Origin of the sequence: Agreia sp. Leaf210, from assembly GCF_001421485.1 — a bacterium.
Lineage (GTDB): Bacteria > Actinomycetota > Actinomycetes > Actinomycetales > Microbacteriaceae > Agreia.
This window is the reverse complement of record NZ_LMKK01000003.1, coordinates 66,333-92,035: the sequence shown is the minus strand read 5'-3', so window position 1 is coordinate 92,035 and position 25,703 is coordinate 66,333. Positions and strand designations below refer to the sequence as shown.

Below are 25,703 nucleotides of genomic sequence, written 5' to 3'. Positions count from 1 at the left end.
GGCTACCTCACGGATCTGATGCGGGCGACGGCCAGAGCGCCGCCGAAAGCGAAGAGTGCAGACAGGATGAAAAGTCCTTGGAAACCGCCGAGCCAGGCGACCACGGCAGCACCGAGCAGCGGAGCAAGGGCCTGCGGCACGGCGGTGGCGATGTTCATGATGCCGAGATCCTTGCCACGCGTCGCCGGGTCAGGAAGGACCTGGGTCGCGAGCGCCTGATCGACGCTGAGGAAGCATCCGTAGCCCGCGCCCAACAGGCCCGCGGCAATCATGGCCACAGAGAGCTCGGGCACGAACGCGAGAAGGAGCGCCGCGACGGCCTGGAGCGTCGAGGAGACGAACACGAAGACGCGTCGTCGTCCGAGCCTGTCGCTGAGCGCGCCTGCCCCGAGCGACGAGATGACGACGAAGACCATGTAGACGAGGGTCAAGACGAGGAGGTCGTCTTCGGCGTTCTCGTCGTCGAGCCCGTACATCAGGAAATAGAGCAGAAGGGTCGTTCCGAGCGCGTTGCCCGTGTTGACGAGAACTCGGCCGAGCAGTGTCCATCCGAAGTCGGGATAACGCCGGGGGCTGATCCACAACTCGTCGAGCAATCGACCGCGAGGGATGCGCCTGGCGGCCTCGCGAGTCAGCACCTGGTCACGACCGAAGAGCAGGAACGGTGCGACCAAGACGACGAGCAGCACCGCCACTGCGGCGTACCCTCCGAACTGACCGGTGAAGAGGGTGAGAACGAGTACGAGGCCGAGAATCGTGCCGATGGCCTGGGGAGCCGAGATCCAGCCGGAGACGAATCCGCGCTGCTCGACGGGCACCCTGTCGGAGATCGTCGCGGTGAGAGCGGCCGTGAGCACGCAGAACCCGACGATCGACAGGGTCCAGAAGATGCCGATTCCGACGAAGCTCTCCTGCAGCCCGAGAAGCAGAAGCGAGACGGCGAACACCGCCGCTCCCCCGGCTATCCAGGGGCGTCGACGACCGAAGCGCGATGTCGTGCGGTCGGAGAGGAGTCCGGTGACGGGGAAGGCGACGAACGCAGCCACGCCCGCGATTCCCGAGATGACACCGAACGCGACGACATTCTCGACCCACGATGCGGCGCCGAGGCGTTGCTCGATCTGTACGGGCAGCAAGAGCTGCACCGGGGTGAGCTGCGCCATCCAGACGCCGAGCCACGCGGCCGCGAAGAGGGCAATCCACCCGCCCTCCACGCGGCGAACGGGCTCTGAGAACACTCCCGCGGCTGCGGTATCCGTGCTGCTCATGCGGCGACCGCCAGCCCGACGACCGAGTCGGCCGTGAAGTCGAGCGCACGGGCGGCCGCGGCGTCGTCTCGCGTCACAAGCCATGACAGCGTGACCCCGTCGGTGACCACCACGAGGATGCGGGCGATCTGGTCGACCGGCATGGTCCACGTCATGTCCCAGCGCTCCGCCGCCGTCGCCAGGGCGTCCTGGGCGAGCACGCAATAGCGCTCGTACTGCGTCGAGGCGACGACCTCGAGCCCTGGCGTGCGCAGGGCGTACTGGGTGAGTTCGAGCATGGCCTTCTCCCGTTGCGGGTCGGAGCGCAGGTGCTGCAGATACCGTTCGAGCCCGAGCCGCACGGTGTCGCGGAAGGTCTCCCCCGGTGTCAGATCGGGGAGCATGGCGTGACGCTCGGCCTCGACGACGACGCTCACCAGTTCGGCCATCAGCTCGTCGCGCGTGGCGAAGACGTAGTGAAAGCTCGCGAGCGCCATGCTCGCCTCTGCGCAGATCGCGCGAACGCTCGCCGCCGCGACCCCGCGGGCGGCGACGACGCGGAACGCTGCGGAGACGAGCTCGGCGCGTCGCTCCTGTGCCGACATCCTGGCCATCGAGTCGCCCCCTCGCCGAGTGGGTCGATCGTCCCACTCGTGCCCAGTATGGCGCGGCACGCGTTACGGGCGTGTGAATTTTTCGTCGCGCAGGCCCATACGAACGCAACAGACTTTGACTTCGCTCGCGCAACACCCCTAAATGGGAGGTACGTGACCGATCTGCCCGAACCACCTCTGTCTGCAGCACAGCGCCGTCGTGCTGCCGTGTTGTCGACGGCATCGGCGCTTCTCGGCGTCTTTCTTCTCACGATCGCCTTCGTCGCCCCGGCTACCGTCGCGCTCGCCACGGAGACCGATCCGCCCCCCACGTCGACGCCCGTGGCGCCTCCCGCCTCGCCGATCGAGCCGGCGCCGAGTCCCGATTCGACCGCGGTCGCCGCCCCGGTGATCGAGCGGCCCGCGGCGTCGACTCTGGTCGGCGACAGCATCCCCTTCAGCGGTACGGCCGAACCGGGCAGCGGCATCGACCTGTATTCCAGCGCCGGCGGGCAGCCCCTGTGCAGTGTCGTCACGAGCACCACGGGAACGTGGTCGTGCGCGATCTCGCTGCCCTCGACCCCCTCTGTCACCGTGCGCGCGGTCCAGACCGTGGCCGCTCAGTCGTCGGAGACGAGCGTCGAGGTCTCTGTGCTCAATGCCCCGACCGCCGGTTCAGCGGGAAACGGCACCGTCTCGAATGGAACAGTCATGGGCGAGGCGGTGCCGGGCGCCACGGTGACGGCCGTCGCGGGACAGGTGTCCTGCACCGCGACGGCGGATGCATCGGGAGCCTGGTTCTGCGCCCTTCCCAAGGGTCTCTCGAGCGGCTCCTACGAACTCACGGCCACACAGGTGGCGCCGTGGAGCGGAGGTCGCTCGTCGTCGCCGAGCCGGGCGAGCACCCTGACGATCGACGTCGATGCACCCGCACCTCCCGGCGTGACGATTCCCACCGGCTCGATTCAGGCATCCGGCGCCTCGTTCTCGGGCAGTGGCGAAGACGGCGCTACGGTGACGCTCTTCGCCGGTCCGCACTCACTGTGCCAGGCTGTCGTCTCCGCAGGGCGCTGGTCGTGCACCTCCGCCGCGATCGACGCCGGCACCTACCCGGTCTCGGCCATCCAGCAGGATGCAGCAGGCAATATCAGCGACGAGAGCGCTCGCGTCTCGGTGGCGTTCACCGCCCCGGCGACACCACCGTCGCCGACCGAGCAGCCCACACCGAGTGCGACCCAGCCCGCTCCGAGCTCCACCCCCATCCCCTCAATCGCCGGCGGCGACCCCACGGCCGCGGCCCCTCAGCAGCCGCAGGCTCAGCCGGGCGCGGCGGGTGCGCCGCCGACGACCGCCTCGGGCGGATGGTCGGCCTCGACTCGGTTCAGCGCCGCGATGCAGCCGGCCTTCGGAACATCGGGCTCGGTCGACTGGACCCTGGCACTAGGGATCGGGCTGGCCATGGTCGCCCTGCTCGCCGTTCCGGCCCGCCTCCTCGCGGGCACTCTACGGGGTCTCCGAGCCACGCCTGAGCTGCAATCGGCAACCGGTGGCAGGTTCACCGGTCGCAATCGATCCCGCTACCAGGAGTTCGAGACGGCTCCTGCCCTGCCCTGGAATGCGCGAGTCACCGGCGCATTCGCCCTCATCGCCAGCGCCACCATCACCGTGCTCAGCGCCCCCGTGACCGACGAACCCGCCTACCTGCGGCTGCTCGTCGCGGTGATCCTGGGCGTGCTCGTGGTGAACACGGTCGCCGTGCTCCTGCCCCGGATGCTCGCGCGCACCGTCTTCGACGCCACCGCCGACATCCGACTTCGCCCGCTCTTTCTTCTCGTCTCTGTGGGCGCGACGGCGCTCTCGCGCGTTCTCGACCTCGATCCGGCGCTGGTCTTCGGCATCGTCTTCGGCCTGGGACTGACGCTTCCCGCCTCGCGGCGATCGAGGGGTCGCCTGGCAGCACTCCAGATCGGTGCGCTTCTCGCCGTCGGCACGACCGCTTTCTTGATCTCCGGGTCGATCGCCGCTGGCGCCGGCTCGAGCACCGCCGGCGCGTTCCTTGCCGAGTTCGTCAACACCGTCGCGCTGGCCTCACTCGGCGGGGCCGCGATCCTGCTGCTTCCGATCGCCGATCTGCCGGGACGCCATATCCTGCGCTGGAAACCGATCGGCTGGCTGGTGCTCGCCCTGGCGGGCTTCACGCTTCTGGCCGGCGTTCTGTCGTCCGCGCTCGAGGGGCTGGGCGGCGGAGCGGGCCTCATCGTTCTCGGCCTGGCATCGCTCGCCTTCGCGACCGCCTGTTTCGCGGTCTGGCTCTGGGCCCGCTTCGTGCGAGCGCCCGCTCACGACGAGAGCAGCACGCCCACCGCGTAGCCGGCCACGGCGAGCGTGATGCCCACGAACAGATTGCCGAGACACGAGACGACAGCTGTACGCCACCGACCGGAGCGCAGAAGGTCGACGGTCTCGACGCTGAAGGTGCTGAAGGTGGTGAGCCCCCCGGCGACCCCGGTGATGAGAACGAGGCGCACGTCGGCGGTCAGCGCCGACCCCGCTGCGAGCCCGGCCGCGCAGCCGGCGAGCGCCGAGCCGACGGCATTCACGAGAAGCACGGCCCACGGGAACCGCCCCAGCCGCGACGCGCGCGGACGCGAGGCGGCGAACGTGCTCACCCCGTAGCGCACGATCGCGGCCAGGCCGCCTGCCACGACGACCACGAGAGCGAGAAGAGGCGTCATCTCGTCGGCTCCCCTGGGTGGGGAGAGCGATCGCGTCGCTCGCCCAGACGGAGTCCGAGGAATGCGGCGCCGAGGCCGAGCAGCAGCGTCGCGATCAGATAGACGACGGCGACGATGATCTGGTCCGGCCCCGAGACGGTCAGGAGCACGAGGGCGAGGATCACGGCGGAGAAGGTGGTGAACGAACCGAGGACTCCCGGACCGACGGCAGCTGTGACCATCGACGACGCACCCCGTCGGAAGACTGCTGCCGTGAGCCAGCCGAGCACGAATGATCCGATCGTGTTGATGAGAAGAGTGTCGACCGGAAACTGCTGATCCGTGTGGGGAAGCGCGAGGTCGAGGCCGAGCCGCAGAGCGCTCCCCACGACTCCCCCGAGGAAGACCGCTACGAGATGGGCGAGTGGACGATTCTGCACAGGCGCGAGGCTACCCCGTCTCGCCCCAGAACGGCCTGAGTGTCGGCCGGGGTCGGTGGTGGATGGCAGGCTCGAGTCATGACCGTGCAACTGCAGCAGACCGCGACCGACATCCTGCGCTCCCTCGTCGGCCGCCCCGACGCCGAGTTCCACGACGGGCAACGCGAGGCCATCGACGCCCTGGTCACCGACCGCAGTCGCGCACTCGTCGTGCAGCGCACCGGGTGGGGCAAGTCCGCGGTCTACTTCATCGCCACCCTCCTTCTGCGCCAGAGAGGCGCGGGGCCCACGATCCTCGTGTCACCCCTGCTCGCACTGATGCGCGATCAGGTGGCCGCGGCAGCACGCGCGGGTGTCACCGCCGCGAGCCTCAACTCGGCCAACACCCACGATTGGGAGTCGATCAAGGAGCGTCTCGCACGCAACGAGATCGATGTGCTGCTCGTCTCGCCCGAACGACTCAATAATCCCCGCTTTCGCGACGAACAGCTGCCCGAACTCGTGCGTCGCACGGGCCTTCTCGTCGTCGACGAGGCGCACTGCATCTCAGACTGGGGTCACGATTTCCGCCCCGACTATCGACGCCTGCGCACCCTCATCGCGGAGCTTCCCTCGGGCGTACCGGTTCTCGCGACCACGGCGACCGCGAACTCCCGGGTGGTGGCCGACGTGGCAGAGCAGCTCAGCGTCGACACACACGGGCCGCAGGCGAATACCGTGGTCACTATCCGGGGCCCGCTCGCGCGTGCATCGCTGCGACTCGGAGCACTCCGGCTGCCCGACTCGAAAGCGCGTCTCGGCTGGCTGCTGACCCACCTCGGCGAGATGCAGGGCAGCGGAATCATCTACGCGCTCACCGTCTCTGCAGCCGAAGACACGGCTCGTCTGCTTCGCGAGGCTGGCCACGAGGTGCTGGCCTACACCGGCCGCACCGATCCTGCCGACCGCGAGGCGGCAGAGGCGAAGCTCAAGAACAACGAGGTCAAGGCCCTCGTCGCCACGAGCGCACTCGGCATGGGATTCGACAAGCCCGACCTCGGTTTCGTGATCCATCTCGGAGCACCGTCGTCTCCCGTGGCCTACTACCAGCAGGTCGGGCGGGCCGGGCGCGCCACCGACAACGCAGACGTTCTGCTTCTGCCGGGCAGAGAAGACCCTGAGATCTGGCATTACTTCGCCACGGCATCCATGCCCGACGATCGGAGGGCCCGCGCGGTTCTCGACGCCCTCGACGCCGCATCCGGCCCCCTGTCGACGCCCGCGCTCGAGGCACTGGTCGACCTGCGCCGAACTCCGCTCGAACTCCTGCTCAAGGTCCTCGACGTTGACGGTGCCGTATCGAAGGTTCAGGGCGGGTGGCGATCGACCGGCAGGCCCTGGGTCTACGACGCCGAACGCTACGAGCGCATCGCTGCGGAGCGCGTGGCCGAACAGCAGTCGATGCTCGACTACGAGACCACCACAGGGTGCCGCATGGAGTTTCTGCAGCGAGCCCTCGACGACCCGACCGCGGCACCCTGCGGCCGCTGCGACAGGTGCACCACGGCGTGGTACGACACTTCCGTGTCCACGGGCGACCAGGCCACGGCGGAGACGGCGCTCCAAAGGGTCGGCGCGGTCATCGAGCCCCGCACCCAATGGCCGACGGGCGCATCGGAGCGCGGAGTGGCGGCGAAGGGGCGCATTGCCCTCGACGAGCGCGTCGAGCCGGGCCGTGCATTGGCCAGGCTCACCGATCTGGGGTGGGGAGGTACGCTGCGGCAACTATTCGCCGCGGGAGCCCCGGACGAGGCCGCAAGCGCGGCGCTGATCCAGGCCTGCGCGAAGGTCCTGGGCGAGTGGCGGTGGAGCGAGCGACCCGCCGCCATCGTGAGCATGCCCTCCAGGCGTCGGCCCGCACTCGTGCACTCGATCGCTCAGGGCCTGTCCGAGCTGGGCCGGCTCCCGCATCTCGGTTCACTCGAGCTCGTCGGCGCGGGCCCCGAGGGAGCTCCGGGCGGAAACAGTGTGTACCGCCTCTCGTCGGTGTGGCAGCGGTTCGAGGTCTCCGAGCAGATGGCGTCGCGACTCGAGTCTCTCGCCGGCAGCCCGGTATTGCTTGTCGACGACCTCGTCGACAGCCGCTGGACGCTGACGGTCGCCGGGCGCGAACTTCGACGGCACGGCTCGGGGCCGGTTCTGCCCTTCGCCCTCGCTCTGCAGATGTAATCTCGAACAGATGAGCACCGCTGACGCACTGCAGAACACCTCCGAGGCGCGCATCAGGCGTCGCATCCCGGAGCAGCTCGACGACATCGAACGCATCGAACCGCAGCCCGACTTCAGGGTCGACCTCGAGCGCATCCGATTCTCGCCGTACTTCTCCCGTCTGTCGGCCGTCACTCAGGTCATCTCGCAGGCGGGGGCGGGCCCCGTCATCCACAATCGACTCACCCATTCCGTCAAGGTCACCGCCGTTGCACGGTCCATCGCGGTGATGCTCGAGCAAGACCGAGGCGACACCGGGGCTCTCGTGCGCGAGCTCGGTGGGTGCGACCCCGTCGTCGTGCAGGCGGCCGCCAGCGCTCACGACCTGGGGCATCCGCCGTTCGGTCACCTCGGCGAACAGGTGCTCGATCGACTCGCCCGCGAACGCCTGGGCCTGTCTGAGGGCTTCGAAGGCAACGCGCAGACGTTCCGCATCCTCACCGAGCTCGACGCCTGCGACGCGACCGAGCAGGGCCTCAATCTCACGGCCGCGGTGCGCGCGGGTGTGCTCAAGTACCCGTGGCTGCGCGCAGATTGGCAGTCGCGCGTGCGCACCGACATGCCCGACGGCATGCCGCGCGGCGTGGGCTCCCAACGCAACGGAGGCGCCGACAAGTTCTCGGCCTACACGCTCGATGTCGAGGAGCTTCGCGAGGCGCAGAGAGCCTTCCCGAACATCGGCGAGTGGCGCCAGACCGTCGAATGCTCGGTCATGGACATCGCCGACGACATCGCCTACTCGATCCACGATCTCGACGACTTCTATCGGGCGGGCGTTCTGCAGCAGGCGTCGGTCTCGGCCGAATTGCGCAGCTGGCTGCGCGACCAGACCGCGCTGTCCAGGCTCGACGAACAGGCGCTCGAAGCGAGCGCTCGCACACCGGGGCACGCGCTCGAGCTGGTGAGGCGACGCATCCACGCCCGAGATGCGTGGATCGCATCGGACGACGCATTCAGGGCCGCCGTGCAGAGAGTCAGCGAAGACCTGGGCGACGGCCTGCTGTCGGTGCCGTTCGACGGCTCTATGGGAGCCGAGAGGGCGATCTCGTCGTTCACTCGCAGCTGGATCAACAGGCTCCAGCGCTCCATCGTCGTCGATCGCACCCCGCATGTGAGAAGCGCCCACGTGCGACTCGGCCAGCAGGCGTGGCACGACGTCGTCGTGCTCAAGTTCGTGCACACTCGCTTCGTGCTCGAACGTCCCGACCTCGCCACCTACCAACGCGGTCAGGGCCGAGTGCTCGAGACCCTGGTCGAGGGATTCCGGGCCTGGCTCTCCGACGAAGACGACGCCGCACGCGCCCCGCGTCGGCTGGTCGAACTCGTACAGGTGGCGACGGCGGGCTACTTCAGACTTCGATCCGACACGCCTGAGCTGCTGCGCGGCACGACCGACGACGAGAGCCTCATCGCGCGAGGTCGAGGCCGCGGCATCGTCGACTACATCGCCTCGCTGACCGACAGCCAGGCGATGAGCGTGGCCTCGTTGATCAGCGGCACCTCGGAGCACCTGTGGGAGGGCGGCACGGGCATCTAGCGCCCGTGCCGACCCGTCTTACAGGTTGATCATGTGCCCCTTGAGGCCGTGGAAGGCCTCCTGCAGGGCCTCGCTCAGGGTCGGGTGCGTGTGCACGTTCCGCGCCAGCTCCGTCGCGGTCAGATCCCACATCTGAGCAAGCGTGAGCTCGGGCAGAAGCTCGGACACGTCGTGACCGACCATGTGGCCACCCAGCAACTCGCCGTACCTGGCGTCGGCGACCAGCTTGACGAAACCGGCGGGCTCCCCGAGACCGTGTGCCTTGCCGTTGGCCGTCATCGGGAAGGTCGAGACGAGCACGTCGTGGCCCTCGTCGCGCGCCTGCTGCTCCGTGAGGCCGAAGCTCGCCACCTGCGGCTGGCAGAACGTGGCCCGCGGCATGTTGCGGTAGTCGCCCAGCGTCTGGGTCTCCGCTCCTGCCATGGTCTCAGCGGCGACGACTCCCTGGGCCTCGGCCACGTGCGCGAGCTGCAGCTTCGCCGTGACATCGCCGATGGCGTAGATGTTGGGAACGTTGGTGCGCATGTGGTCGTCGATCGCGATCGCTCCGCGTTCGGTGAGCTGCACGCCGGTCTTGTCGAGCCCGAAGCCCTCGACACGCGGTGCGAACCCGATCGACATCATGACCTTGTCGACCTCCATCGAACCCTTGGTGCCGTCCTTGGCCGTGTAGGAAACGGCGACGGAGGAGCCGTTGTCGACGATGCTCTCGACCTTGGTCGAGGTGAGCAGCGTGACACCGAGCTTCTTGTACTGCTTCGCGATCTCCTTCGACACATCGGCGTCTTCGTTCGGGAGCGCGCGGTCGAGGAACTCGATGATCGTGATCTCGACGCCGTAGTTGCGCAGGATGTAGGCGAATTCCATGCCGATGGCACCGGCGCCGACGATGACCATCGACTTCGGCAGCTCCCTCGTGAGGATCTGGCTCTCGTAGGTGACGACGTTGTCGCTGAGGGTCACGCCGGGAAGGAGTCGCACGAACGAGCCGGTGGCGATGATCGCGTTGTCGAAAGTGATCTGCTCGGCGGTGCCGTCTGACTTGGCCACCGTCATCGAGTGGCTGTCATTGAACGAGCCGCGACCGTCGTACTCGGTGATCTTGTTCTTCTTCATCAAGAAGTGCACGCCCTTGACGCGCCCCTCGGCCACCTTGCGACTGCGGTCGAACGCGGCGCCGAAGTCGAACGAGACATCTCCCGAGATGCCGAACTCCTTCGACTGCGTCGCGAAGATGTTGGCCAGCTCGGCGTTGCGGAGCAGGGCCTTAGAGGGGATGCAGCCCACGTTGAGGCAGACACCGCCCCAGTACTTCTCTTCGACGACGGCGACGCTGAGCCCGAGCTGCGCGGCACGGATGGCAGCGACATAGCCACCGGGGCCGGCTCCCAGAACGACGAGGTTGTAGTGAGCGCTCATTATGTTTTAGGACTTCCTTCGGTTTGCACGAGGTCTTTCTCGTTCAACTCTATTCGCACTGGCGAGGAAGTCGGCCGTTCACGCGTCGATGCGGGAGTGCTCACCCAGCCGGTGCCACGTGCGGTTGTGATAGACGAGGGGCTCCCCCGAGTCGACGTCGTCCGAGATGCCCGCCTGCAGGGCGTGGATGGCGATCACGGTCGAGCCACCGGCATCCATGCGTTCGATGACCTTGCCGCGGATCCACGACTGTGCCGACGGAAAGTAGGGCTCCCCGGTGATGAGCCGGTCCCAGATCGACGTGTCGGCGAAGCGATCTATGCCGCTCGTGGCGCAGAGGGTTGCGAGGTCGAGCTGTTCAGAGCCGAGGAGATGCACGACCACCGTGTCGGCGGCCAGGATCGTCGGAGCGCTCGAGGACTGTCCTGACACGGAGAAGACCAGCAACGGCGGTTGTGCACTGACAGAGAAGACCGACGTGGCTGTGAGGCCCACCGGCCCGTTTCCGGCGTCCGCGGTGATCACGGCGACACCGGCGGGGTGATTGCGGAACACGGCTTTGAAGGAGTCGGCGTCGAGCCCCGAGTGCTCGGCGATCGAATCGACGGAACCGGTCTGCTGTGGGCCGCGAGCGGAAGAGTGCAGTGTCATGTGCACAAGCCTTACTCTCTGCGGCCGCGCAGGGAACTTCTGTGTCCTCGTGTGACGCTCGGGCTCGATTCAGCCGCTTCGGAGGTGCGCGAACGTATCCTCAACTGTTATGCCTGATTCCTCGTCACGTCTTATGTCTGCGGCGAAGCCCTGGTTGAAGCTCCTCGGTGCGAGTGTCGTCGCCGGCGTCCTCGTCACCGCGCTCGCCGTTCCTGCGGTCTCTCTCACCAGCGCATCCGTCTCACGCTCGGTCGGCCTCTTCGAGGATCTGCCCTCGACCCTCGACATCGGTGCGCTCGCGCAGAAGTCCGAGATCTACTCGACGAACCCCGACGGCTCGAACACCCTTCTGGCCACGGTCTTCGACCAGAACCGGCAAGAGGTGGGCTGGGACGAGATCGCCCCCGCGGTGAAAGACGCCGTCGTGTCCACCGAGGATCCGCGCTTCTACGAGCACAACGGCGTCGACCTGACATCGACGCTCCGGGCTGCTCTCAAGAACGTCACGTCTGGCGGAGTCGAGAGCGGCGCATCGACCATCACGATGCAGTACGTGAAGAACATCCTCGTGCAGCGGGCTGAAGCGCTCGACAACGAGACCGACAGGGAGAAGGCCTACGCCGAGGCGACCGACACGTCGCTCGATCGCAAGCTGTCCGAGATGCGTCTGGCGATCGGCCTGGAGAAGAAGTACAGCAAAGACGAGATCCTGCTCGGCTACCTGAACATCGCGAACTTCGGCGGCTCCGTCTACGGCATCGAGGCCGCGGCGAACTACTACTACGGAACGACCGCAGCTCAATTGACGGTTGCCCAGGCAGCCAGCCTCATCGCGACGGTGAACGAGCCGAACGGGCTGCGCATCGACGAGCCCGACAACATCGAGGCCAATAAGGCGCGGCGCGACGTCGACGTTCTCGCGTCGATGCTCAAGCACCACACGATCACCCAGGCACAGCACGACGAGGCCGTCGCCACGCCCGTGACCCCCGTGATCACCGAGCCGTCGACGGGATGCCAGACCGCGGCGAACGGGGCCGCGTATTTCTGCGACTACGTGACCTGGATCGTCAAGAACGACCCCACCTTCGGCGCAACAGCCGACGAGCGCTGGTCGAACTTCAAGACGGGCGGGTTCCAGATCTACACGACTCTCAACTCCGCGCTCCAAGCCAACGCCAACGAGACGATGACCAAGTACATCCCGGCCTCGAGCGACGAACTCGACCTGGGCTCCACGATCGTCACCGTCGAACCCGGAACGGGGCGCATCCTCGCGATGGCGCAGAACAAGACGTACGTGGCCGGCGATTCCGCCGACCCCGGCAGCACGTCGTTGAACTACAACACCGATCAGGGGTACGGCGGATCGACCGGCTTCCAGGTCGGCTCGACGTACAAGGTCTTCACTCTCGCCGAGTGGCTGAAGCAGGGTCACACGCTCGGCGAGCGGATCAACGGCAATCCTCAGACGTTCAATCGATCGAATTTCACGAACTCGTGCATCGACATCAGCGGCGACCCGTATTCGCCCAAGAACGACAGCGGATCGCGGCCGGGAACGGTGACCGTGCAGAACGCCCTCACCGACTCGGTGAACAACGCGTTCATCGCCATGGCCCAGAAGCTCGATCTCTGCCAGATCCGCAACACGGCCCAGTCTCTCGGCGTGCACCGCGCAGACGGCGGTGACCTCGGCTCGAACCTCGCCGACATCCTGGGCACGCAGACGATCGCGCCCCTGACCATGGCGGCGGCCTATGCCGGAATCGCCGCGAACGGTGTCTACTGCAAGCCGATCGCCATCGACCGTATCGTGGATGCGACGGGTGCGGAACTGCAGCCGCCCCAGGCCGGGTGCGCGCAGGCTCTCGACCCGAAGGTGGCCGCCACCCTCGCTTACGCGATGAAAGGCCCGATCCAGAGCGGAACCGCCACGGCGTCGAATCCCTACGACGATGTCGAGCACATCGGTAAGACGGGAACGACCGACAACGAGAAAGACACCTGGATGATCGGGGCCAGCACGAGGGCGGCCACGGCTGTCTGGGTGGGCAACGTGTCGGGAGACGTCTCGATGACCGACGTCGAGACGAACGGGTACTCCGGGTACAGCGTGCGCCACCGCATCTGGAAATCCGTGATGACGGCGAACGACGAGACGCTGCCCGCTGCGGCGGACTTCCCTGACCCCGAGGACTCCCTCGTCTACGGATCGGGATCGAGTTCGGGCTCCGGATCGAGTTCCGATGCGCCCACCGATTCTCCGACGGCGACGCCCACGCCGGCGCCCTCGCAGAACGCCCCCGGCGTCGCACCGACGCCCGGCGCAACTGTGGCGCCCCCGGCCGGAGAAGACGGGACCGACGGCCGCGGCGACGAGGACAACACCGGAATCGTGCCCGGCGTCGGCGGCAATTAGAGAGGCTGGATCTCTTGATTCGGCGTCGAACGCGCGGTAACGTACAACCAAATGGTTGTATCTGAACTGACGGATTCCGAGATCGATCGCATCTTCCAGGCCCTGGCGGATGCGACCAGGCGCGACATCGTGAGCCGCGTGCTCACGTCCGAGCATTCGGTGACCGCTCTCGCCGAGCGCTACGACATGAGCTTCGCTGCCGTGCAGAAGCACGTGCAGGTGCTCGAGCGCGCCCTTCTCGTCACGAAACAACGGCGCGGTCGCGAGCAGCTCGTGCACAGCCGCATCGAGACCATCGGCCAGGCGACCACATTGCTGCAGGCCTACGAGCAGATCTGGGCGCAACGCGCCCTCCGCATCGACGAGATACTCGCCGAAGACACCGCCAAGGAGAAGTCATGACCGTCATCAGCGTTGAGAAGGACACCGACGCACTCACCCTCACCTTCGTCGCCGAGTTCTCGGCCGACGTCGAACGGGTCTGGCAGGTCTGGGAGGACCCGCGCCAGCTCGAGCGCTGGTGGGGGCCGCCCACCTGGCCGGCCACGTTCACGCATCATGAGCTGTCGGTGGGCTCGCGCTCGGCGTATGTCATGACGGGGCCCGATGGCACGAAGGCGGGCGGATGGTGGCTGATCACCGCGGTCGAGGCTCCCGCTCGCCTCGAATTCGATGACGGTTTCGCAGACGAGAACGGCGAACCCGACGACTCGATCGCGCCCGTCACGGCGACGGTGACGTTCGAGTCGATCGACGGAGGAACTCGGATGACCACTCTGAGTCGATTCGTGAGTATCGACCAGCTCGAGAAGATGGTCGAGATGGGCATGGAAGAGGGCATGACCCTTGCCATGGGCCAGATCGACGACGTGCTCAGGGCGTAAGCACCGCGACGTGCTCGAGCACGTGCGCGATGCGCTCCTTGCAGCCGCCGCATCCCGTGCCCGCGCGCGTCGCCTTGCCGATGCACGCCACGCTGGCATGTCCCGCCTCGGCGGCTGTCGCGATGGCTCCGACCGTTACGGCGTTACACCAGCAGACGGTGGCGTCCTCCGCGAATATGTCGCCCGTCGACGCATCGTCGATGTCGGGGCCGTCGTGACGCAACAGCACGGAACGATCCGTGGGGAGTTCGCTGCGTCGTTCGAAGAGCAGCGTCAGCTCGGCGGCTGCGCGGGGCATGCCCACGCAGACGAGCGCCTCGAGCACCCCCGCTCGCGTGATCATCTTCACGTAACGGCCGTGCTCCGCGTCCATCCAACTCGACACTCTGCGGGCCGGTTCGTGGCGGCATCCGCTCGTGTGCGCTTCGGCTCCGCTGTGCACGTCGTCGGCGAGGTCGTCGAGCGCATCTCTCGAGACGTCGCCCACGGCGACGACGTCGATGCCGGATGCCTTCAGCATGACCACGGCATCGCGGTCGACCTCGAGAGGTTCGGGCTTCGCGAGCCCTGAGGCGCTAGCGGTCAACGACCGGGCGAGCCAGTCGGCCTGACGCCAGCCTGGACCGATCAGGCCGGACGGTGCACCGCGAGGCGGAGCCTGAGAATCGCCGATACTCGGTCGTGCCGCGATCTGTGCGCAGTCGCCGATGGCATGGATTCGATCGTCGCTCCAACAGGTGAGTCGCTCGTCGACGAGGATGCCCGTGGCCACGTCGAGGCCGCAGAGGCGAGCGAGCTCGCTGCGGGCGCCGACACCGCAGCTGAGTACCAGCAGATCCGCCGAGATCTGTTTGCCGTCCGCGCACACGAGCGCATCGAATCGATCCACCCCGTCGTGGTCCTGACGAAAGACGACGCTCTCCGCAGGAGAACGTGAGATCATGCTCACCGACGAATGGCGGGCGCCTCGGGCGAGCAGCAGACCGGCGCCGCGATCGAGCTGACGTGCCATGGGGATCTCGCCGTGATAGACCACGCCCACCTCCGCTCCGGCCTCGGCGGCGGCCAGGGCGAGCTCCATGCCCAGCACTCCCGCTCCGAGAACGAGGATTCTCTGACCGAGACTCACTGCGCGTGCCACGGTGTCGGCGTCGGCCAGATCGCGCAGCGCGGTGATGCCGCGAGGCAGGGGTGCCTCGGCCGAGTCGAGTCGGCTGGCATCAGCCGCAGGAGGGCGATGGTCATAACGCAGACGGGTGACCCCTGCGAGCGTGGGCACGTTCGCCCGGGCACCGGTGGCGAGGACCACGCGGTCGTATCCGATCGTGGAGCCGTCGCTCAGCGTCACCGTGCGGCGCGTGCGCTCGATCGACACAGCGGCGACGCCGGTGCGCACGGAAACACCGGCCGCGATGGCCTCGCCCGGGTCGGTCACCTCGAGACTCTCCCTCTCGGCGCGCCCGACGGCTAGTTCGGCGATGAGCACCCTGTTGTACGCGGCGTCGGCCTCCGCTCCGACCACGGTGACCGCGATGAGCCCGGCGGACACGGCGGGCAGCAGTTCGTCGACGAGGCGTGCACCCACGGGTCCATATCCGATCACGACGACACGGAGCGGCGACTCAGACATGAACGACCTCCGGTAGCGCGACCGTGTCGAGAGAGCGGATGCGAACGGTGGTGCGCTTGAACTCGGGCATGCCCGAGACCGGGTCGGTGACCTGTTCGGTCAGGAGGTTCGCGCACTGCTCGCCACCGAAGTGGAAGGGCAGGAAGACGGTGTCGGGGCGGATTCCGAGGCTCCACTCGGCTCGGCAACTCACGATGGCGTCGCCCCGGCTCAGTTCGACCCGGCATCCGTCGTCGATACCGAGCAGCTCTGCCGTGGCCGGGTGGATCTGCATCCGCGCCTCCGGTTTCGCGGTCAGGAGCTCCGGCACCCGGCGAGTCTGCGCTCCCGACTGGTAGTGCTCGAGCAGGCGACCGGTGATGAGAGTGACGACGCCGTCTGTTTGCGCCACCCCGTCGTGTTCCGTCGCTTTCACCGCGACGAGACGGGCGCGGTCATCGGCGTGAGCGAAGGCGTCGACGAAGAGACGGGGGGTTCCCGACGATCCGCGGGGGTAGGGCCAGTACGCCGCAGCAGTATCGTCGTCGAGCGCGTCGTAGCTGAGCCCCGAGTAGTCGGCGAGCCCGCCCTCAGAGGCCCGGCACAGCTCGTCGAACACGGTCGGAGCGTCGGTGCTGAACCGACCGGCGGAGCCGAGCCGACGTGCCAGCTCGCTCAGAATCCACAGCTCGCTGCGCACGCCCTCGGGAGGGTCGATCGCTCTGCGTCGACGCAGGACGCGGCCCTCGAGATTCGTCATCGTGCCCTCCTCCTCCGCCCACTGCGTGACGGGCAGAACGACGTCGGCGAGCGACGCGGTCTCGGAGAGAAAGAAATCGCAGACGACGAGCAGGTCGAGGCGGGCGAGTCCGGCACGGACGGCGGACACGTCGGGCGCGGAGACCACGACGTTCGAACCATGCACGAGAAGGCATCGCACGCCGCCGTCCATTCCGAGAGACTGCAGCAGTTCGACGGCCGGGAGGCCCGGGCCTGGCAGCGACGCCGCCTCGACGCCCCAGACCGTCGCGACGTGGGCGCGAGCCGCGGCATCGGTGATCTTCCGGTATCCGGGCAGCTGGTCGCTCTTCTGTCCGTGTTCGCGACCGCCCTGGCCGTTGCCCTGCCCCGTCAACGTTCCGTAGCCGCCCGTCGCGCTGCCCACGAGGCCGAGCACGAGGCTCAGATTGATGGCGGCGGTCGCGGTGTCGGTGCCGTCGGCGTGCTGCTCCACTCCCCTGCCGGTGAGGATGTAGGTTCCCTCACCCTGCGCGAGCCGACGCGCGATCGCCCGCAGCTGGTGCACCGGAACGCCGGTTCGAGACTGCACTCTCTCTGGCCACCAGGAGCTGACGCTCCGTCGGACGCTGTCGAATCCGCTCGTGCGGCGCTCGAGATACTCGACGTCGTGCAGCCTCTCAGCGATCACGATGTGGGTGAGCCCCAGGAGCAGAATCAGATCGCTGCCCGGTGTGGGCTGCACGTGCATGCCTCCCCCGTCCTCCGTGAGGCGGGCCGTCGGCGATCGACGGGGGTCGACGACGATGAGGCCGCCAGCCGCGCGCGCACCGGCCAGATGTCCGATGAACGGCGGCATGGTCTCGGCGACGTTCGAGCCGAGCATCATGATCGTCGACGCCCGATCGAGATCGTCGAGGGGAAAGGGCAGGCCACGGTCGAGGCCGAAAGCCCGGTTGCCGGCCGCGGCCGCGGACGACATGCAAAACCGCCCGTTGTAGTCGATGCGCGACGTTCCCAGCGCGACGCGAGCGAACTTGCCCAGCTGATAGGCCTTCTCGTTGGTCAGTCCGCCTCCGCCGAAGACACCCACCGAATCCGCCCCGAACTCCGCTCGGCTGCGGGACACCGTATCCGCTACCGCGTCGAGAGCGTCCTCCCACGACGCCGCGACGAGCTCGCCCTTCGCATCGCGCATGAGCGGCGAGCTGATGCGTTGCGGCGAGTCGATGAGCTCGGCCGAGGTCCAGCCCTTCTTGCACAGCCCGCCGCGATTCGTGGGAAAGTCGCGACCCGAGACGCTCAACGAAGCACCGGCCGCGGCCGACGGCGACAGGGTCATGGCACATTGCAGCGCACAGTACGGGCAATGGGTGCGGGTGTTCCGGCTCGTCATCTAGGGCAGGTCCTTTGTGTCGGCTCGGTCGGATCAGATGCGCTGGCCGCTGAACGCGGAGCCGCGGCGCAGGTAGACGACTCCGGTGACGATCATCAACACGACGTAGGCCACGACGAACATGTTCAGCGCACTCGTGTAGTCGCCCGTCGAGGTCTTCGAGAGGCCCAGCATCTGCGGGATGACGAACCCTCCGTACGCCCCGATCGCAGAGATGAGGCCGAGCGAGGCCGCGGTCTTGCGCTGTGTCGACACGTCTCCGGAGTTCGTCGCCGCGTCCGTGACGCCGGACCGAGCCGCGAAGACGCTCGGAATCATGCGGTAGGTGGAGCCGTTGCCCACACCGCCCGCCACGAAGAGCAGGAGGAAACAGCCCAGGAAGATCCAGAAGTTGTTCATAAAGATCGTCCACGTCACGGCGAGGGCCCCGAGCGCCATCACCGCGAAGGCGGCCATCGTCACGCGGGCACCGCCGAAGCGGTCGGCGAGCCGCCCGCCGTAGGGCCGCGAAAGCGAGCCCACCAGAGCTCCGAGAAAGGCGAGCGAGATCGACGCCGACCCAACGGCGAAGGTCGAGAAGTCGGGAAACTGGTCGGCGATGAGCTTGGGAAAAACGCTGGCGAATCCGATGAACGACCCGAACGTGCCGATGTACAGCAGGGCGAGAATCCACAGATGCGGCTCTCGCAGCGCGGCGAGCGAGGCTCTGAAGTCGGACTTGGCGCTCGAGAGGTTGTCCATGTGGCGGTAGGCGCCCCACATCGCGAGAAGGATGAACGGAATCCAGATCCACCCGGCGAGCGGCAGGTTGAGGGTCACCGCCGCGCCGATGGTGATGGCGATCGGCACGACGAGCTGCGCGACGGATGCGCCCAGGTTGCCGCCGGCCGCGTTCAAGCCGAGCGCCCATCCCTTCTGACTCTGGGGATAGAAGTAGGTGATGTTCGACATCGAGCTGGCGAAGTTTCCGCCGCCGAGGCCCGCGAGCGCCGCGACGCCGAGCATGACGCCGAACGGCGTGTCCGGATGCCCGACACAGATCGCGAGGCCGGTCGCCGGAATCAGAAGCAGGCCTGCCGAGATGATCGTCCAGTTCCGGCCGCCGAACTTCGGCACCATGAAGCTGTACGGAAAGCGCAGGGTCGCGCCGACCAGGCTGGGGATGGAGATCAGCCAGAAGATCTGACCGGTGTCGAAAGTGAAGCCGACCGCCGGCAGCGACACGACGACGATGCTCCAGAGCTGCCAGATGACGAAGCCGAGGAACTCGGCGAAGATCGACCATCTGAGGTTGCGGGCCGCGATCTGCTTTCCTCCACCCTCCCATTGGGCGGGATCCTCCGCGTTCCAGTTGTCGATCCAGCGGCCCGGGCGCATCACGAGCCCGGGGGGCGTCGTCGTATCGGCGACGAGCGGTGCGGAGGGTGTTTCGGTGTGGGTCAAGACGTTCTCCGATGGTCGAGGGTGCGGGTAGACGAGCTGTCGGTGTCGACGCTAGCCACGCGGTGTTTCAGCCGACGGCCTCAGCGATTACCGTTCGGTCACCAGGTCGTCGCACGCGTGCGACCGGTCTGATAGGCCTCGGAAACATGCTCGTCACATTGCCGCTCGAAGCGATCGACGACGACGTCGACGAGCTCGGGCGGAGGGCTCTGCCCGTCGATCAGCAAGGGATCCGTCACGACGTCGGCACCCGCGCGGTGCACCAGGGACTGGAAGTAGCCGGGGGCGAGCAGGTAGCTCGCGACGACCACGCGTCGACCGGGCGACTCGGCGCGAACAGTCGTGACCGCCTGCTCGAGCCTCGGCTCAGCAGCGGAGAGGAATCCCACGGTCACGGGTCTCTTCAGCTCTGCTGCGAGCAGCGACCCCATCGCCCGGCAGTCCTCACCCGCGCCGGAGTCGCTCGATCCTGCGGCGGCGAGCACCACGGTGTCGTCGTCTCGGAGACCGGCGGACGCGAGCCTCTCTGCCAGGATGCGCGACAGCCGCGCATCCGGGCCGAGGGCCGACGTCACGACGACCTCACGCGGCGTCGGCGAACAAACGGCCTCGGCCGCCGCCTCGGCGAGGTCGACGTGCACGTGATAGCCGGTCGAGAGCAGAAGCGGCACGATCACCACGGGAGTGCCCGGGCCGATCGTGTCGAGCGCCGTCGGTACATCGGGCTGCTGCACATCGACGAACGAGCCGACGACGGTCAGGTCGCGCCGACGTTCAGCGACGGCCGAGACGAGGGATGCGACGGCACGCCGTCCCGACGGATCGCTCGTTCCGTGGGATGCGGCCAGCAGGACGGGGCGTGCGGTCATCACGCGGCTACGCCGGTGCCCGCGCCGGACCGACTCGTGCGCGCGATCTCGACGACGCCGTCGACGACACGAACACCGACGACCGGCAGGCTGTACTCCGGCGTGCTGTAGCACTCCCCTGTCTCGAGGTCGTAGACCTGCTTGTGCAGCGGCGAGGCGATCGTGACCCGGTCTCCCCTCGAACCGACGATGCCGCGCGCGAGCACCTGCGACCCGGTGGCCGGATCCTCGTTCGAGACGGCGTGGACGCGGTCGCCGGGCAGGCGGAAGAGCGCGAACTGCTCGCCGTCGACGAGCACGGCCTCACCCCAGAGCACTTCGAGGTCGTCGAGGCGGCAGACGGGAATCCAGGTCGTCATAGGTCGAGCCTTTCTGGCGCGGTCGCGAACGGGGATTCCCTCAACCTAGGCGGCGTAGATTTCGCCCTCTGACCGTTGCCGTGACAGTCGCGTAACAAAGACCTCTCGGCGCCGCCGGAACACGGTGAGGCGCGCGTCACACACTGTTACGTGGGCGCAATCGTGAGGAAATCGAGGCTGCCTAGGCTTCGAGCATCCCCTGACGACGCACGTGGAAGGCACAGCCATGACGAGCCCGAACTTCTCTGGCGATCGAGCTCATCGAGTCGTCGTCATCGGTGGCGGACCCGCCGCGCACAGGTTCGCCGAGTCGGTGCACTCGCGCCGAGCCCACGGCGACTCTCCCGACGTGACGGTGACCGTCGTCGGCGAAGAGACACACCTGCCGTACGACCGCGTGGCCCTCTCCCGCCGTCTCGTGTCATCGGAGGATCTGACCCTCGGCGACAGGGAACTGTGGAGTTCGCCGGGAATCACGTACCGGGGCGGCGTCGCCGCGAGCCGAGTCGACCTCGAGGCGTGTTCCGTCGAACTGGCGGACGGCAGCATCCTGTCGTACGACGACCTGGTCTTCGCCACGGGTTCGGCGGCGACGGTTCCTCCGATCCCCGGCGCATCGTCGGGATACGTCTACCGCACCATCGAGGACGTCGACTTCCTCGTGGCCGAGGCTGCGAGGCTGGCGACGAGTCTCGGTCGCCCCGCCGATGTGGTCGTGGTGGGCGGCGGCCTTCTCGGACTCGAGGCGGCCGGCGGCCTCCAGAGGCTCGGAGCCCGCTCGACGATCGTGCACTCCGGCAGATGGCTGATGTCGGCTCAACTCGACGAGGGTGCCGGACAGGCCCTCGGTCGCCTGATCGAGGCTCAGGGCGTGACGCTCGCTCTGGGGAACCGGCCGACCCAGGTGCTCACCGGCCCCTCCGGACGGGTGCTCGGCGTCGAGTTGACCGACGGCCGGGCCATCAGCGCCGATCTCGTGGTGTTCTCGATCGGCATCACCCCGCGCGACGAACTCGCGCGTGCGGCGGGGCTCGATATCGGCGCGCGAGGCGGCATCGCCATCGGTGACGACTGCAGCTCGTCGCACCCGGGCGTCTGGGCGATCGGCGAGGTCGCGAGCGTGGGCGGTGTCTGCGTGGGTCTCGTCGCTCCGGCGAACGCCATGGCCGAGGTCGTGGCCGACAGGATCCACGGCGGCGCCGCGAGCTTCCCCGGCATCGACGACGCGACGAAACTCAAGCTGTCGGGCGTCGAGGTGGCGAGCTTCGGCGACGCACTCGGAGCATCCGACGGCGCCCTCGAGGTCGTCTACGCAGATCCTGCACGCGGCATGTACCAGAAGATCGTCGTCTCGAACGATGCCAAGACGCTGCTCGGCGGCATCTTCGTGGGAGACGCCGCGCCGAACACCGCGCTGAGGCCTCTCCTCGGCCGAGAGCTTCCGGGCGAGCCCAGCGCCTACCTTTCTGCTGCCGGCGTCGAGGCCCCCGCGAGCGCCGAGCTGCCCGACGACGTTCAGCTGTGCTCGTGCAACAACGTCTCGGTCGGAGCCGTACGCGAAGCGATCCGCGGCGAGCATGCGGAGGCGTGCACCGAACTGGGTCCACTCAAGGCGTGTACCCGGGCGGGAACCCAGTGCGGATCGTGCGTGCCGCTGGTCAAGAAGATTCTCGAGACCGAGCTCTCCAAAGCCGGAATCGAGGTGTCGAAGGCCCTCTGCGAGCACGTCGATCTCAGCCGCAGCGAGCTGTTCGAGGCCGTGCGCATTCTGCAACTCACCAGTTACGAGCACATCATGGAGCACTTCGGGCGCGGCCTCGGCTGCGATGTGTGCAAACCCGTGATGGCGTCGATCCTGGCCACCCAGACCTCGAAATACATCCTCGACTCCGGAAGCGGCGCCCTGCAGGACACGAACGACCGGGCCCTCGCGAATATGCAGAAAGACGGCACGTACTCGGTCGTCCCCCGCATTCCGGGTGGGGAGATCACCCCGGCCAAGCTCAAGGTGATCGCCGAGGTGGCCGAGCAGTTCAATCTCTACACGAAGCTCACGGGCGGGCTGCGCATCGACATGTTCGGCGCGCGTCTCGAACAGCTACCCGACATCTGGAAGATCCTCGTCGACGCGGGCTTCGAGTCGGGACAGGCCTACGGCAAGTCGCTGCGCACGGTGAAGTCGTGCGTGGGCTCGACCTGGTGTCGTTTCGGCGTGCAGGATGCCGTGGCGATGGCCATCGAGCTCGAGTTGCGCTATCGAGGGTTGCGGTCGCCGCACAAGTTCAAGCTCGGAGTGTCTGGTTGCGCCCGCGAATGCGCCGAGGCGCGCAGCAAGGACATCGGCATCATCGCCACCGAGCAGGGGTGGAATCTGTACGTGGGTGGCAACGGGGGCTATCAGCCGGCGCACGCTCTGCTGCTCGCCCAGGACCTCGACGACAAGACGCTCATCGCATACATCGACCGCTACCTCATGTACTACATCCGCACCGCCGACCGCCTGCAGCGCACGGCGCGCTGGCAGGAGGAACTGCCCGGCGGACTCGACCATGTGCGAGACGTCGTCTGCAACGACTCGCTCGGGCTGGCCGACGAGCTCGAGGCCGCGATGGCCGAGCACGTCGGCAACTACGAGGACGAATGGGCGGCGACGCTGAACGACCCTGAGCGGCTTCGTCGGTTCCGCTCGTTCGTGAATGCCCCACGCACCGCGGATCCGAACGTGGTGCAGGTCACCGAACGCGACCAACCGAGGCCGGCCCGCCCCGACGAGCGGGCCGCGGCAGCGGAACGTGTTCTCGTCTCGGGACCCTCGATTCCCGTGCGAAAGGGACAATAAGCCCATGGACATCTCCGTGAACCTCACGGGCCGCCGCGTTCTGGTCGTCGGGCACGCCGGTCACGCGCGGCACACCATCGCGCGCTGCGTGGCGTCGGGCGCGCGCGTCTACCTCGCCGATGATGGGAGTGGTGACGATTCGCGTGCGCGTGACAACGTCGTGCGTGTCGTCGTGCCCGTGAACCGCCTCGAGTGGAAGACCCTCGTGTCGTCGGTCGACCTCGTGATCTCGGTCGGTGTCGATTCGGCCACCACGGATTCGCTGGAGCGCGCAACGCGTGACGCGCGCATCTGGCTCACGACGGAGCCACCGAGTCCGACGCTGCCGATCGGCCGTGTGACCCTCGTCGGAGGCGGTCCCGGCGACGGCCAGCTTCTCACTGTCGCGGCGCTCGCCGCGCTGCGGGAGGCCGACATCGTCTTCTTCGACCGCCTCGGTCCGATCGCACGGCTGGCCGAGTGGGCTCCGGGCGCCGAGCTGGTCAACGTGGGCAAGACGCCGGGTCACCACGCGGTGAACCAGACCGAGATCCAGGAGCTGCTCGTCGAGGCGGCGCTCGCGGGAAAGACCGTCGTTCGGCTGAAGGGCGGTGACCCTTTCGTCTTCGGGCGAGGCGGCGAAGAGGTCATCGCGTGCAGCCGGGCCGGGGTCCCCGTGACGGTCGTCTCCGGCGTCACCAGCGCCATCGCAGTCCCCGGCGCAGCCGGCATCCCCGTCACTCATCGCGAGATCTCCCGGCTGTTCACGGTGGTGTCGGGCCACGTGCCGCTCAGCGAGAACGAGCTGCTGCATCTGGCAGGCCTGGGCGGCACGATCGTCGTGCTGATGGGCGTGGGGACCCTGCCGCATCTCACGGCGGGCCTTGCGCGAGCCGGCATGTCTGCCTCGATGCCCGTAGCCGTCGTCGAGAAGGGCTTCTCGACGAGTCAGCGAACGACCCGTGCCACCCTCGACGAGATCGCCCCGCTCGCCTCGCGGCTCGGAGTGCGATCGCCCGCCGTCGTGGTGATCGGCGAGGTCGTACGATTGAGCGAGCAACTCGATGTGACGGCCGCTACCTTCCTTCAGGATGCAGCGGCCGAACTGACGACCGACTGACGAAAGAGGCCTGTGACCGACTCAGACGCGGATGCTCTGGTCAGAGCGTTCCGCCCGGATCAGCTTCGCGGTTTTCGTATCGGTGTGACCAGCGACCGCAGGTCGGAGGACCTGATCGCAGCGTTCGAGCGCAGGGGCGCCGACGTTCTGCACGCACCCGCCATCCGGATCGCCGCCGCCGATGACGACGCAGAGCTGACCGCCGACACGCTGGCGATCATCGCGGCACGACCCGACGTGCTCCTCGCGACCACCTCCTATGGGGTACGGCGCTGGTTCGAAGCCGCCGACGCCGCAGGAATCGGACACGAGCTGAGCGAGACTCTCGCCCACACCCGTATTCTCGTGCGCGGCCCGAAGGCACGCGGGGCGGTCCGCGCCGCAGGCCTCGACGATTCGGGAATGAGCGATGAAGAGACCACGAAGTCTCTGGTCGACCATGTGCTGCGAGACGGCGCCGAGGGAAAGACCGTCGCCGTGCAGCTGCACGGATTCACCGACGAGGGGCAGCTGCAGCGGCTCCGCGATTCCGCCGCGACCGTGCTCACCGTCGCCCCCTACCGATGGTCGCTGCCCGCCGATTCTTCTCGGGTGCTGAGACTCGTCGATGCCATCTGCGCCGGTTCGCTCGACGCCGTCACCTTCACGAGCGCGCCGGCCGTCGAAGCCCTGTTCTCTGCGGCCGACGGAGCCGGCCGTCTCGACGCGCTGCAGACGGCCTTCATGGGCCCCGTGGTCGCAGCGGCGGTCGGCCATGTCACGGCTGCTCCTCTGGTCGCCTCGGGCATCGAAGCGATCATTCCGCCGCGCTACCGCATGGGCGCGCTCATCCGACTCGTCTGCGAGCACCTCGAGGAGCATCGCATCCAGCGTCTGTCCACCCGACACGGCGACATCGAACTGCGCGGTCGGCTCGTTCGCATCGGAGACTCCGAGGCGGTGCTCGCCCCGCTCTCGCTCGCCCTGTTCCGGGCTCTGCTGAGCGCGGAAGGGGCGGTTCTCTCGCGCGCGGAACTCATGGCCGCGCAGCCGGACATGCAGGACGACCACGCGACCGACGTCGCCATCAGTCGACTGAGGCACTCCCTGCCGATGCCCGGGATCGTGTCGACCGTCATCAAGCGGGGGTACCGGATCGCGGTCTGACCTGTCATCGCCGAGCTGTCCGACGTAGGCTTTAATAGAGCCTGCGCTCCA

20 protein-coding genes are annotated in these 25,703 nt (G+C 67.7%); 9 read left to right on the top strand and 11 right to left on the bottom strand.

All coding sequences use genetic code 11. The features are described from left to right. Positions 1–2 precede the first annotated feature (2 nt). Positions 3–1,268, bottom strand: a complete 1,266-nt coding sequence (locus tag ASE64_RS10805) for an MFS transporter (RefSeq protein WP_055780164.1) — start codon at positions 1,266–1,268, stop codon at positions 3–5. Beyond that, entirely contained in the window at positions 1,265–1,861 is a 597-nt protein-coding gene (locus ASE64_RS10800; protein WP_082466170.1) for a TetR/AcrR family transcriptional regulator, read from the bottom strand. Before ASE64_RS10800 ends, ASE64_RS10805 begins: the two co-directional genes overlap by 4 nt. A gap of 153 nt (positions 1,862–2,014) precedes the next feature. Between ASE64_RS10800 and ASE64_RS10795 the strand changes: the two genes are divergently transcribed. After that, positions 2,015–4,210: an Ig-like domain-containing protein gene (locus ASE64_RS10795; protein ID WP_162234561.1), complete on the top strand. Its 2,196-nt coding sequence runs from the start codon at positions 2,015–2,017 to the stop codon at positions 4,208–4,210. Here ASE64_RS10795 and ASE64_RS10790 read toward each other — a convergent pair. Both ASE64_RS10790 and ASE64_RS10785 read right to left on the bottom strand, forming a co-directional pair. Further along, entirely contained in the window at positions 4,180–4,575 is a 396-nt protein-coding gene (locus tag ASE64_RS10790; RefSeq protein ID WP_055780157.1) for a fluoride efflux transporter FluC, read from the bottom strand. The genes ASE64_RS10795 and ASE64_RS10790 overlap by 31 nt on opposite strands. After that, positions 4,572–4,994, bottom strand: coding sequence for a FluC/FEX family fluoride channel (locus ASE64_RS10785; protein WP_055781878.1), 423 nt, complete (start codon positions 4,992–4,994; stop codon positions 4,572–4,574). Before ASE64_RS10785 ends, ASE64_RS10790 begins: the two co-directional genes overlap by 4 nt. A 78-nt stretch (positions 4,995–5,072) precedes the next feature. Between ASE64_RS10785 and ASE64_RS10780 the strand changes: the two genes are divergently transcribed. Both ASE64_RS10780 and ASE64_RS10775 read left to right on the top strand, forming a co-directional pair. Beyond that, on the top strand, positions 5,073–7,202 hold the full coding sequence (locus tag ASE64_RS10780; protein WP_055780155.1) for a RecQ family ATP-dependent DNA helicase: 2,130 nt from the start codon (positions 5,073–5,075) through the stop codon (positions 7,200–7,202). Between the two features lie 10 nt (positions 7,203–7,212). After that, complete coding sequence (locus ASE64_RS10775; protein WP_082466169.1) at positions 7,213–8,778, top strand: deoxyguanosinetriphosphate triphosphohydrolase family protein; 1,566 nt, start codon at positions 7,213–7,215, stop codon at positions 8,776–8,778. A gap of 18 nt (positions 8,779–8,796) precedes the next feature. On the opposite strand, the gene lpdA is transcribed toward ASE64_RS10775, so the two are convergent. Together lpdA and ASE64_RS10765 are read right to left on the bottom strand one after the other, a co-directional pair. Continuing rightward, positions 8,797–10,197, bottom strand: a complete 1,401-nt coding sequence (gene lpdA / locus ASE64_RS10770; protein WP_055780152.1) for a dihydrolipoyl dehydrogenase — start codon at positions 10,195–10,197, stop codon at positions 8,797–8,799. 78 nt (positions 10,198–10,275) lie between these two features. Beyond that, positions 10,276–10,848 carry a flavin reductase family protein gene (locus ASE64_RS10765; RefSeq protein ID WP_082466340.1) on the bottom strand — a complete coding sequence of 191 codons (573 nt, stop codon included), beginning with the start codon at positions 10,846–10,848 and terminating at the stop codon, positions 10,276–10,278. 109 nt (positions 10,849–10,957) lie between these two features. On the opposite strand from ASE64_RS10765, the gene ASE64_RS10760 reads away from it, so the two are divergent. Genes ASE64_RS10760 through ASE64_RS10750 form a run of 3 tightly spaced genes read left to right on the top strand, consistent with a single transcriptional unit; the run spans position 10,958 to position 14,154 of the window. Next, on the top strand, positions 10,958–13,270 hold the full coding sequence (locus ASE64_RS10760; RefSeq protein ID WP_082466168.1) for a transglycosylase domain-containing protein: 2,313 nt from the start codon (positions 10,958–10,960) through the stop codon (positions 13,268–13,270). A 51-nt stretch (positions 13,271–13,321) separates the two neighbouring features. Beyond that, positions 13,322–13,672, top strand: a complete 351-nt coding sequence (locus ASE64_RS10755) for an ArsR/SmtB family transcription factor (protein ID WP_055780147.1) — start codon at positions 13,322–13,324, stop codon at positions 13,670–13,672. Then, entirely contained in the window at positions 13,669–14,154 is a 486-nt protein-coding gene (locus ASE64_RS10750) for an SRPBCC family protein (RefSeq protein WP_055780145.1), read from the top strand. The genes ASE64_RS10755 and ASE64_RS10750 overlap by 4 nt, the downstream gene beginning before the upstream one ends. Here ASE64_RS10750 and ASE64_RS10745 read toward each other — a convergent pair. The 5 genes from ASE64_RS10745 to nirD form a co-directional block, all read right to left on the bottom strand. Beyond that, positions 14,144–15,784 (bottom strand): FAD-dependent oxidoreductase, encoded by a 1,641-nt coding sequence (locus tag ASE64_RS10745; RefSeq protein WP_055780142.1) that lies wholly within the window; start codon positions 15,782–15,784, stop codon positions 14,144–14,146. The two genes, ASE64_RS10750 and ASE64_RS10745, sit on opposite strands and share 11 nt — an antisense overlap. Beyond that, entirely contained in the window at positions 15,777–17,897 is a 2,121-nt protein-coding gene (locus tag ASE64_RS10740) for a molybdopterin oxidoreductase family protein (RefSeq protein WP_055780138.1), read from the bottom strand. The genes ASE64_RS10745 and ASE64_RS10740 overlap by 8 nt, the downstream gene beginning before the upstream one ends. Before the next feature lie 33 nt (positions 17,898–17,930). Beyond that, entirely contained in the window at positions 17,931–19,340 is a 1,410-nt protein-coding gene (locus ASE64_RS10735; RefSeq protein ID WP_055780135.1) for an MFS transporter, read from the bottom strand. 98 nt (positions 19,341–19,438) lie between these two features. Then, positions 19,439–20,209: a sirohydrochlorin chelatase gene (locus ASE64_RS10730; protein ID WP_082466167.1), complete on the bottom strand. Its 771-nt coding sequence runs from the start codon at positions 20,207–20,209 to the stop codon at positions 19,439–19,441. Beyond that, entirely contained in the window at positions 20,209–20,568 is a 360-nt protein-coding gene (gene nirD, locus ASE64_RS10725; protein ID WP_055780132.1) for a nitrite reductase small subunit NirD, read from the bottom strand. Before nirD ends, ASE64_RS10730 begins: the two co-directional genes overlap by 1 nt. A 226-nt stretch (positions 20,569–20,794) precedes the next feature. On the opposite strand from nirD, the gene nirB reads away from it, so the two are divergent. The 3 genes from nirB to ASE64_RS10710 are packed head-to-tail and all read left to right on the top strand — an operon-like array spanning position 20,795 to position 25,652. Continuing rightward, positions 20,795–23,407 carry a nitrite reductase large subunit NirB gene (gene nirB / locus ASE64_RS10720; protein WP_055780129.1) on the top strand — a complete coding sequence of 871 codons (2,613 nt, stop codon included), beginning with the start codon at positions 20,795–20,797 and terminating at the stop codon, positions 23,405–23,407. 4 nt (positions 23,408–23,411) lie between these two features. Further along, positions 23,412–24,506 (top strand): uroporphyrinogen-III C-methyltransferase, encoded by a 1,095-nt coding sequence (gene cobA, locus ASE64_RS10715; RefSeq protein ID WP_082466166.1) that lies wholly within the window; start codon positions 23,412–23,414, stop codon positions 24,504–24,506. A gap of 12 nt (positions 24,507–24,518) precedes the next feature. Next, complete coding sequence (locus tag ASE64_RS10710; RefSeq protein WP_055780126.1) at positions 24,519–25,652, top strand: uroporphyrinogen-III synthase; 1,134 nt, start codon at positions 24,519–24,521, stop codon at positions 25,650–25,652. Positions 25,653–25,703: the final 51 nt, after the last annotated feature.

What these genes read in the sequence shown, in the direction of transcription:
- ASE64_RS10805 (WP_055780164.1), bottom strand. Translation starts at nt 1,268, where the DNA reads ATGAGCAGCACGGATACCGCAGCCGCGGGAGTGTTCTCAGAGCCCGTT.
- ASE64_RS10800 (WP_082466170.1), bottom strand. Translation starts at nt 1,861, where the DNA reads ATGGCCAGGATGTCGGCACAGGAGCGACGCGCCGAGCTCGTCTCCGCA.
- ASE64_RS10790 (WP_055780157.1), bottom strand. Translation starts at nt 4,575, where the DNA reads ATGACGCCTCTTCTCGCTCTCGTGGTCGTCGTGGCAGGCGGCCTGGCC.
- ASE64_RS10780 (WP_055780155.1), top strand. Translation starts at nt 5,073, where the DNA reads ATGACCGTGCAACTGCAGCAGACCGCGACCGACATCCTGCGCTCCCTC.
- ASE64_RS10775 (WP_082466169.1), top strand. Translation starts at nt 7,213, where the DNA reads ATGAGCACCGCTGACGCACTGCAGAACACCTCCGAGGCGCGCATCAGG.
- lpdA (WP_055780152.1), bottom strand. Translation starts at nt 10,197, where the DNA reads ATGAGCGCTCACTACAACCTCGTCGTTCTGGGAGCCGGCCCCGGTGGC.
- ASE64_RS10765 (WP_082466340.1), bottom strand. Translation starts at nt 10,848, where the DNA reads ATGACACTGCACTCTTCCGCTCGCGGCCCACAGCAGACCGGTTCCGTC.
- ASE64_RS10760 (WP_082466168.1), top strand. Translation starts at nt 10,958, where the DNA reads ATGCCTGATTCCTCGTCACGTCTTATGTCTGCGGCGAAGCCCTGGTTG.
- ASE64_RS10755 (WP_055780147.1), top strand. Translation starts at nt 13,322, where the DNA reads ATGGTTGTATCTGAACTGACGGATTCCGAGATCGATCGCATCTTCCAG.
- ASE64_RS10750 (WP_055780145.1), top strand. Translation starts at nt 13,669, where the DNA reads ATGACCGTCATCAGCGTTGAGAAGGACACCGACGCACTCACCCTCACC.
- ASE64_RS10745 (WP_055780142.1), bottom strand. Translation starts at nt 15,784, where the DNA reads ATGTCTGAGTCGCCGCTCCGTGTCGTCGTGATCGGATATGGACCCGTG.
- ASE64_RS10740 (WP_055780138.1), bottom strand. Translation starts at nt 17,897, where the DNA reads ATGACGAGCCGGAACACCCGCACCCATTGCCCGTACTGTGCGCTGCAA.
- ASE64_RS10730 (WP_082466167.1), bottom strand. Translation starts at nt 20,209, where the DNA reads ATGACCGCACGCCCCGTCCTGCTGGCCGCATCCCACGGAACGAGCGAT.
- nirD (WP_055780132.1), bottom strand. Translation starts at nt 20,568, where the DNA reads ATGACGACCTGGATTCCCGTCTGCCGCCTCGACGACCTCGAAGTGCTC.
- nirB (WP_055780129.1), top strand. Translation starts at nt 20,795, where the DNA reads ATGACGAGCCCGAACTTCTCTGGCGATCGAGCTCATCGAGTCGTCGTC.
- cobA (WP_082466166.1), top strand. Translation starts at nt 23,412, where the DNA reads ATGGACATCTCCGTGAACCTCACGGGCCGCCGCGTTCTGGTCGTCGGG.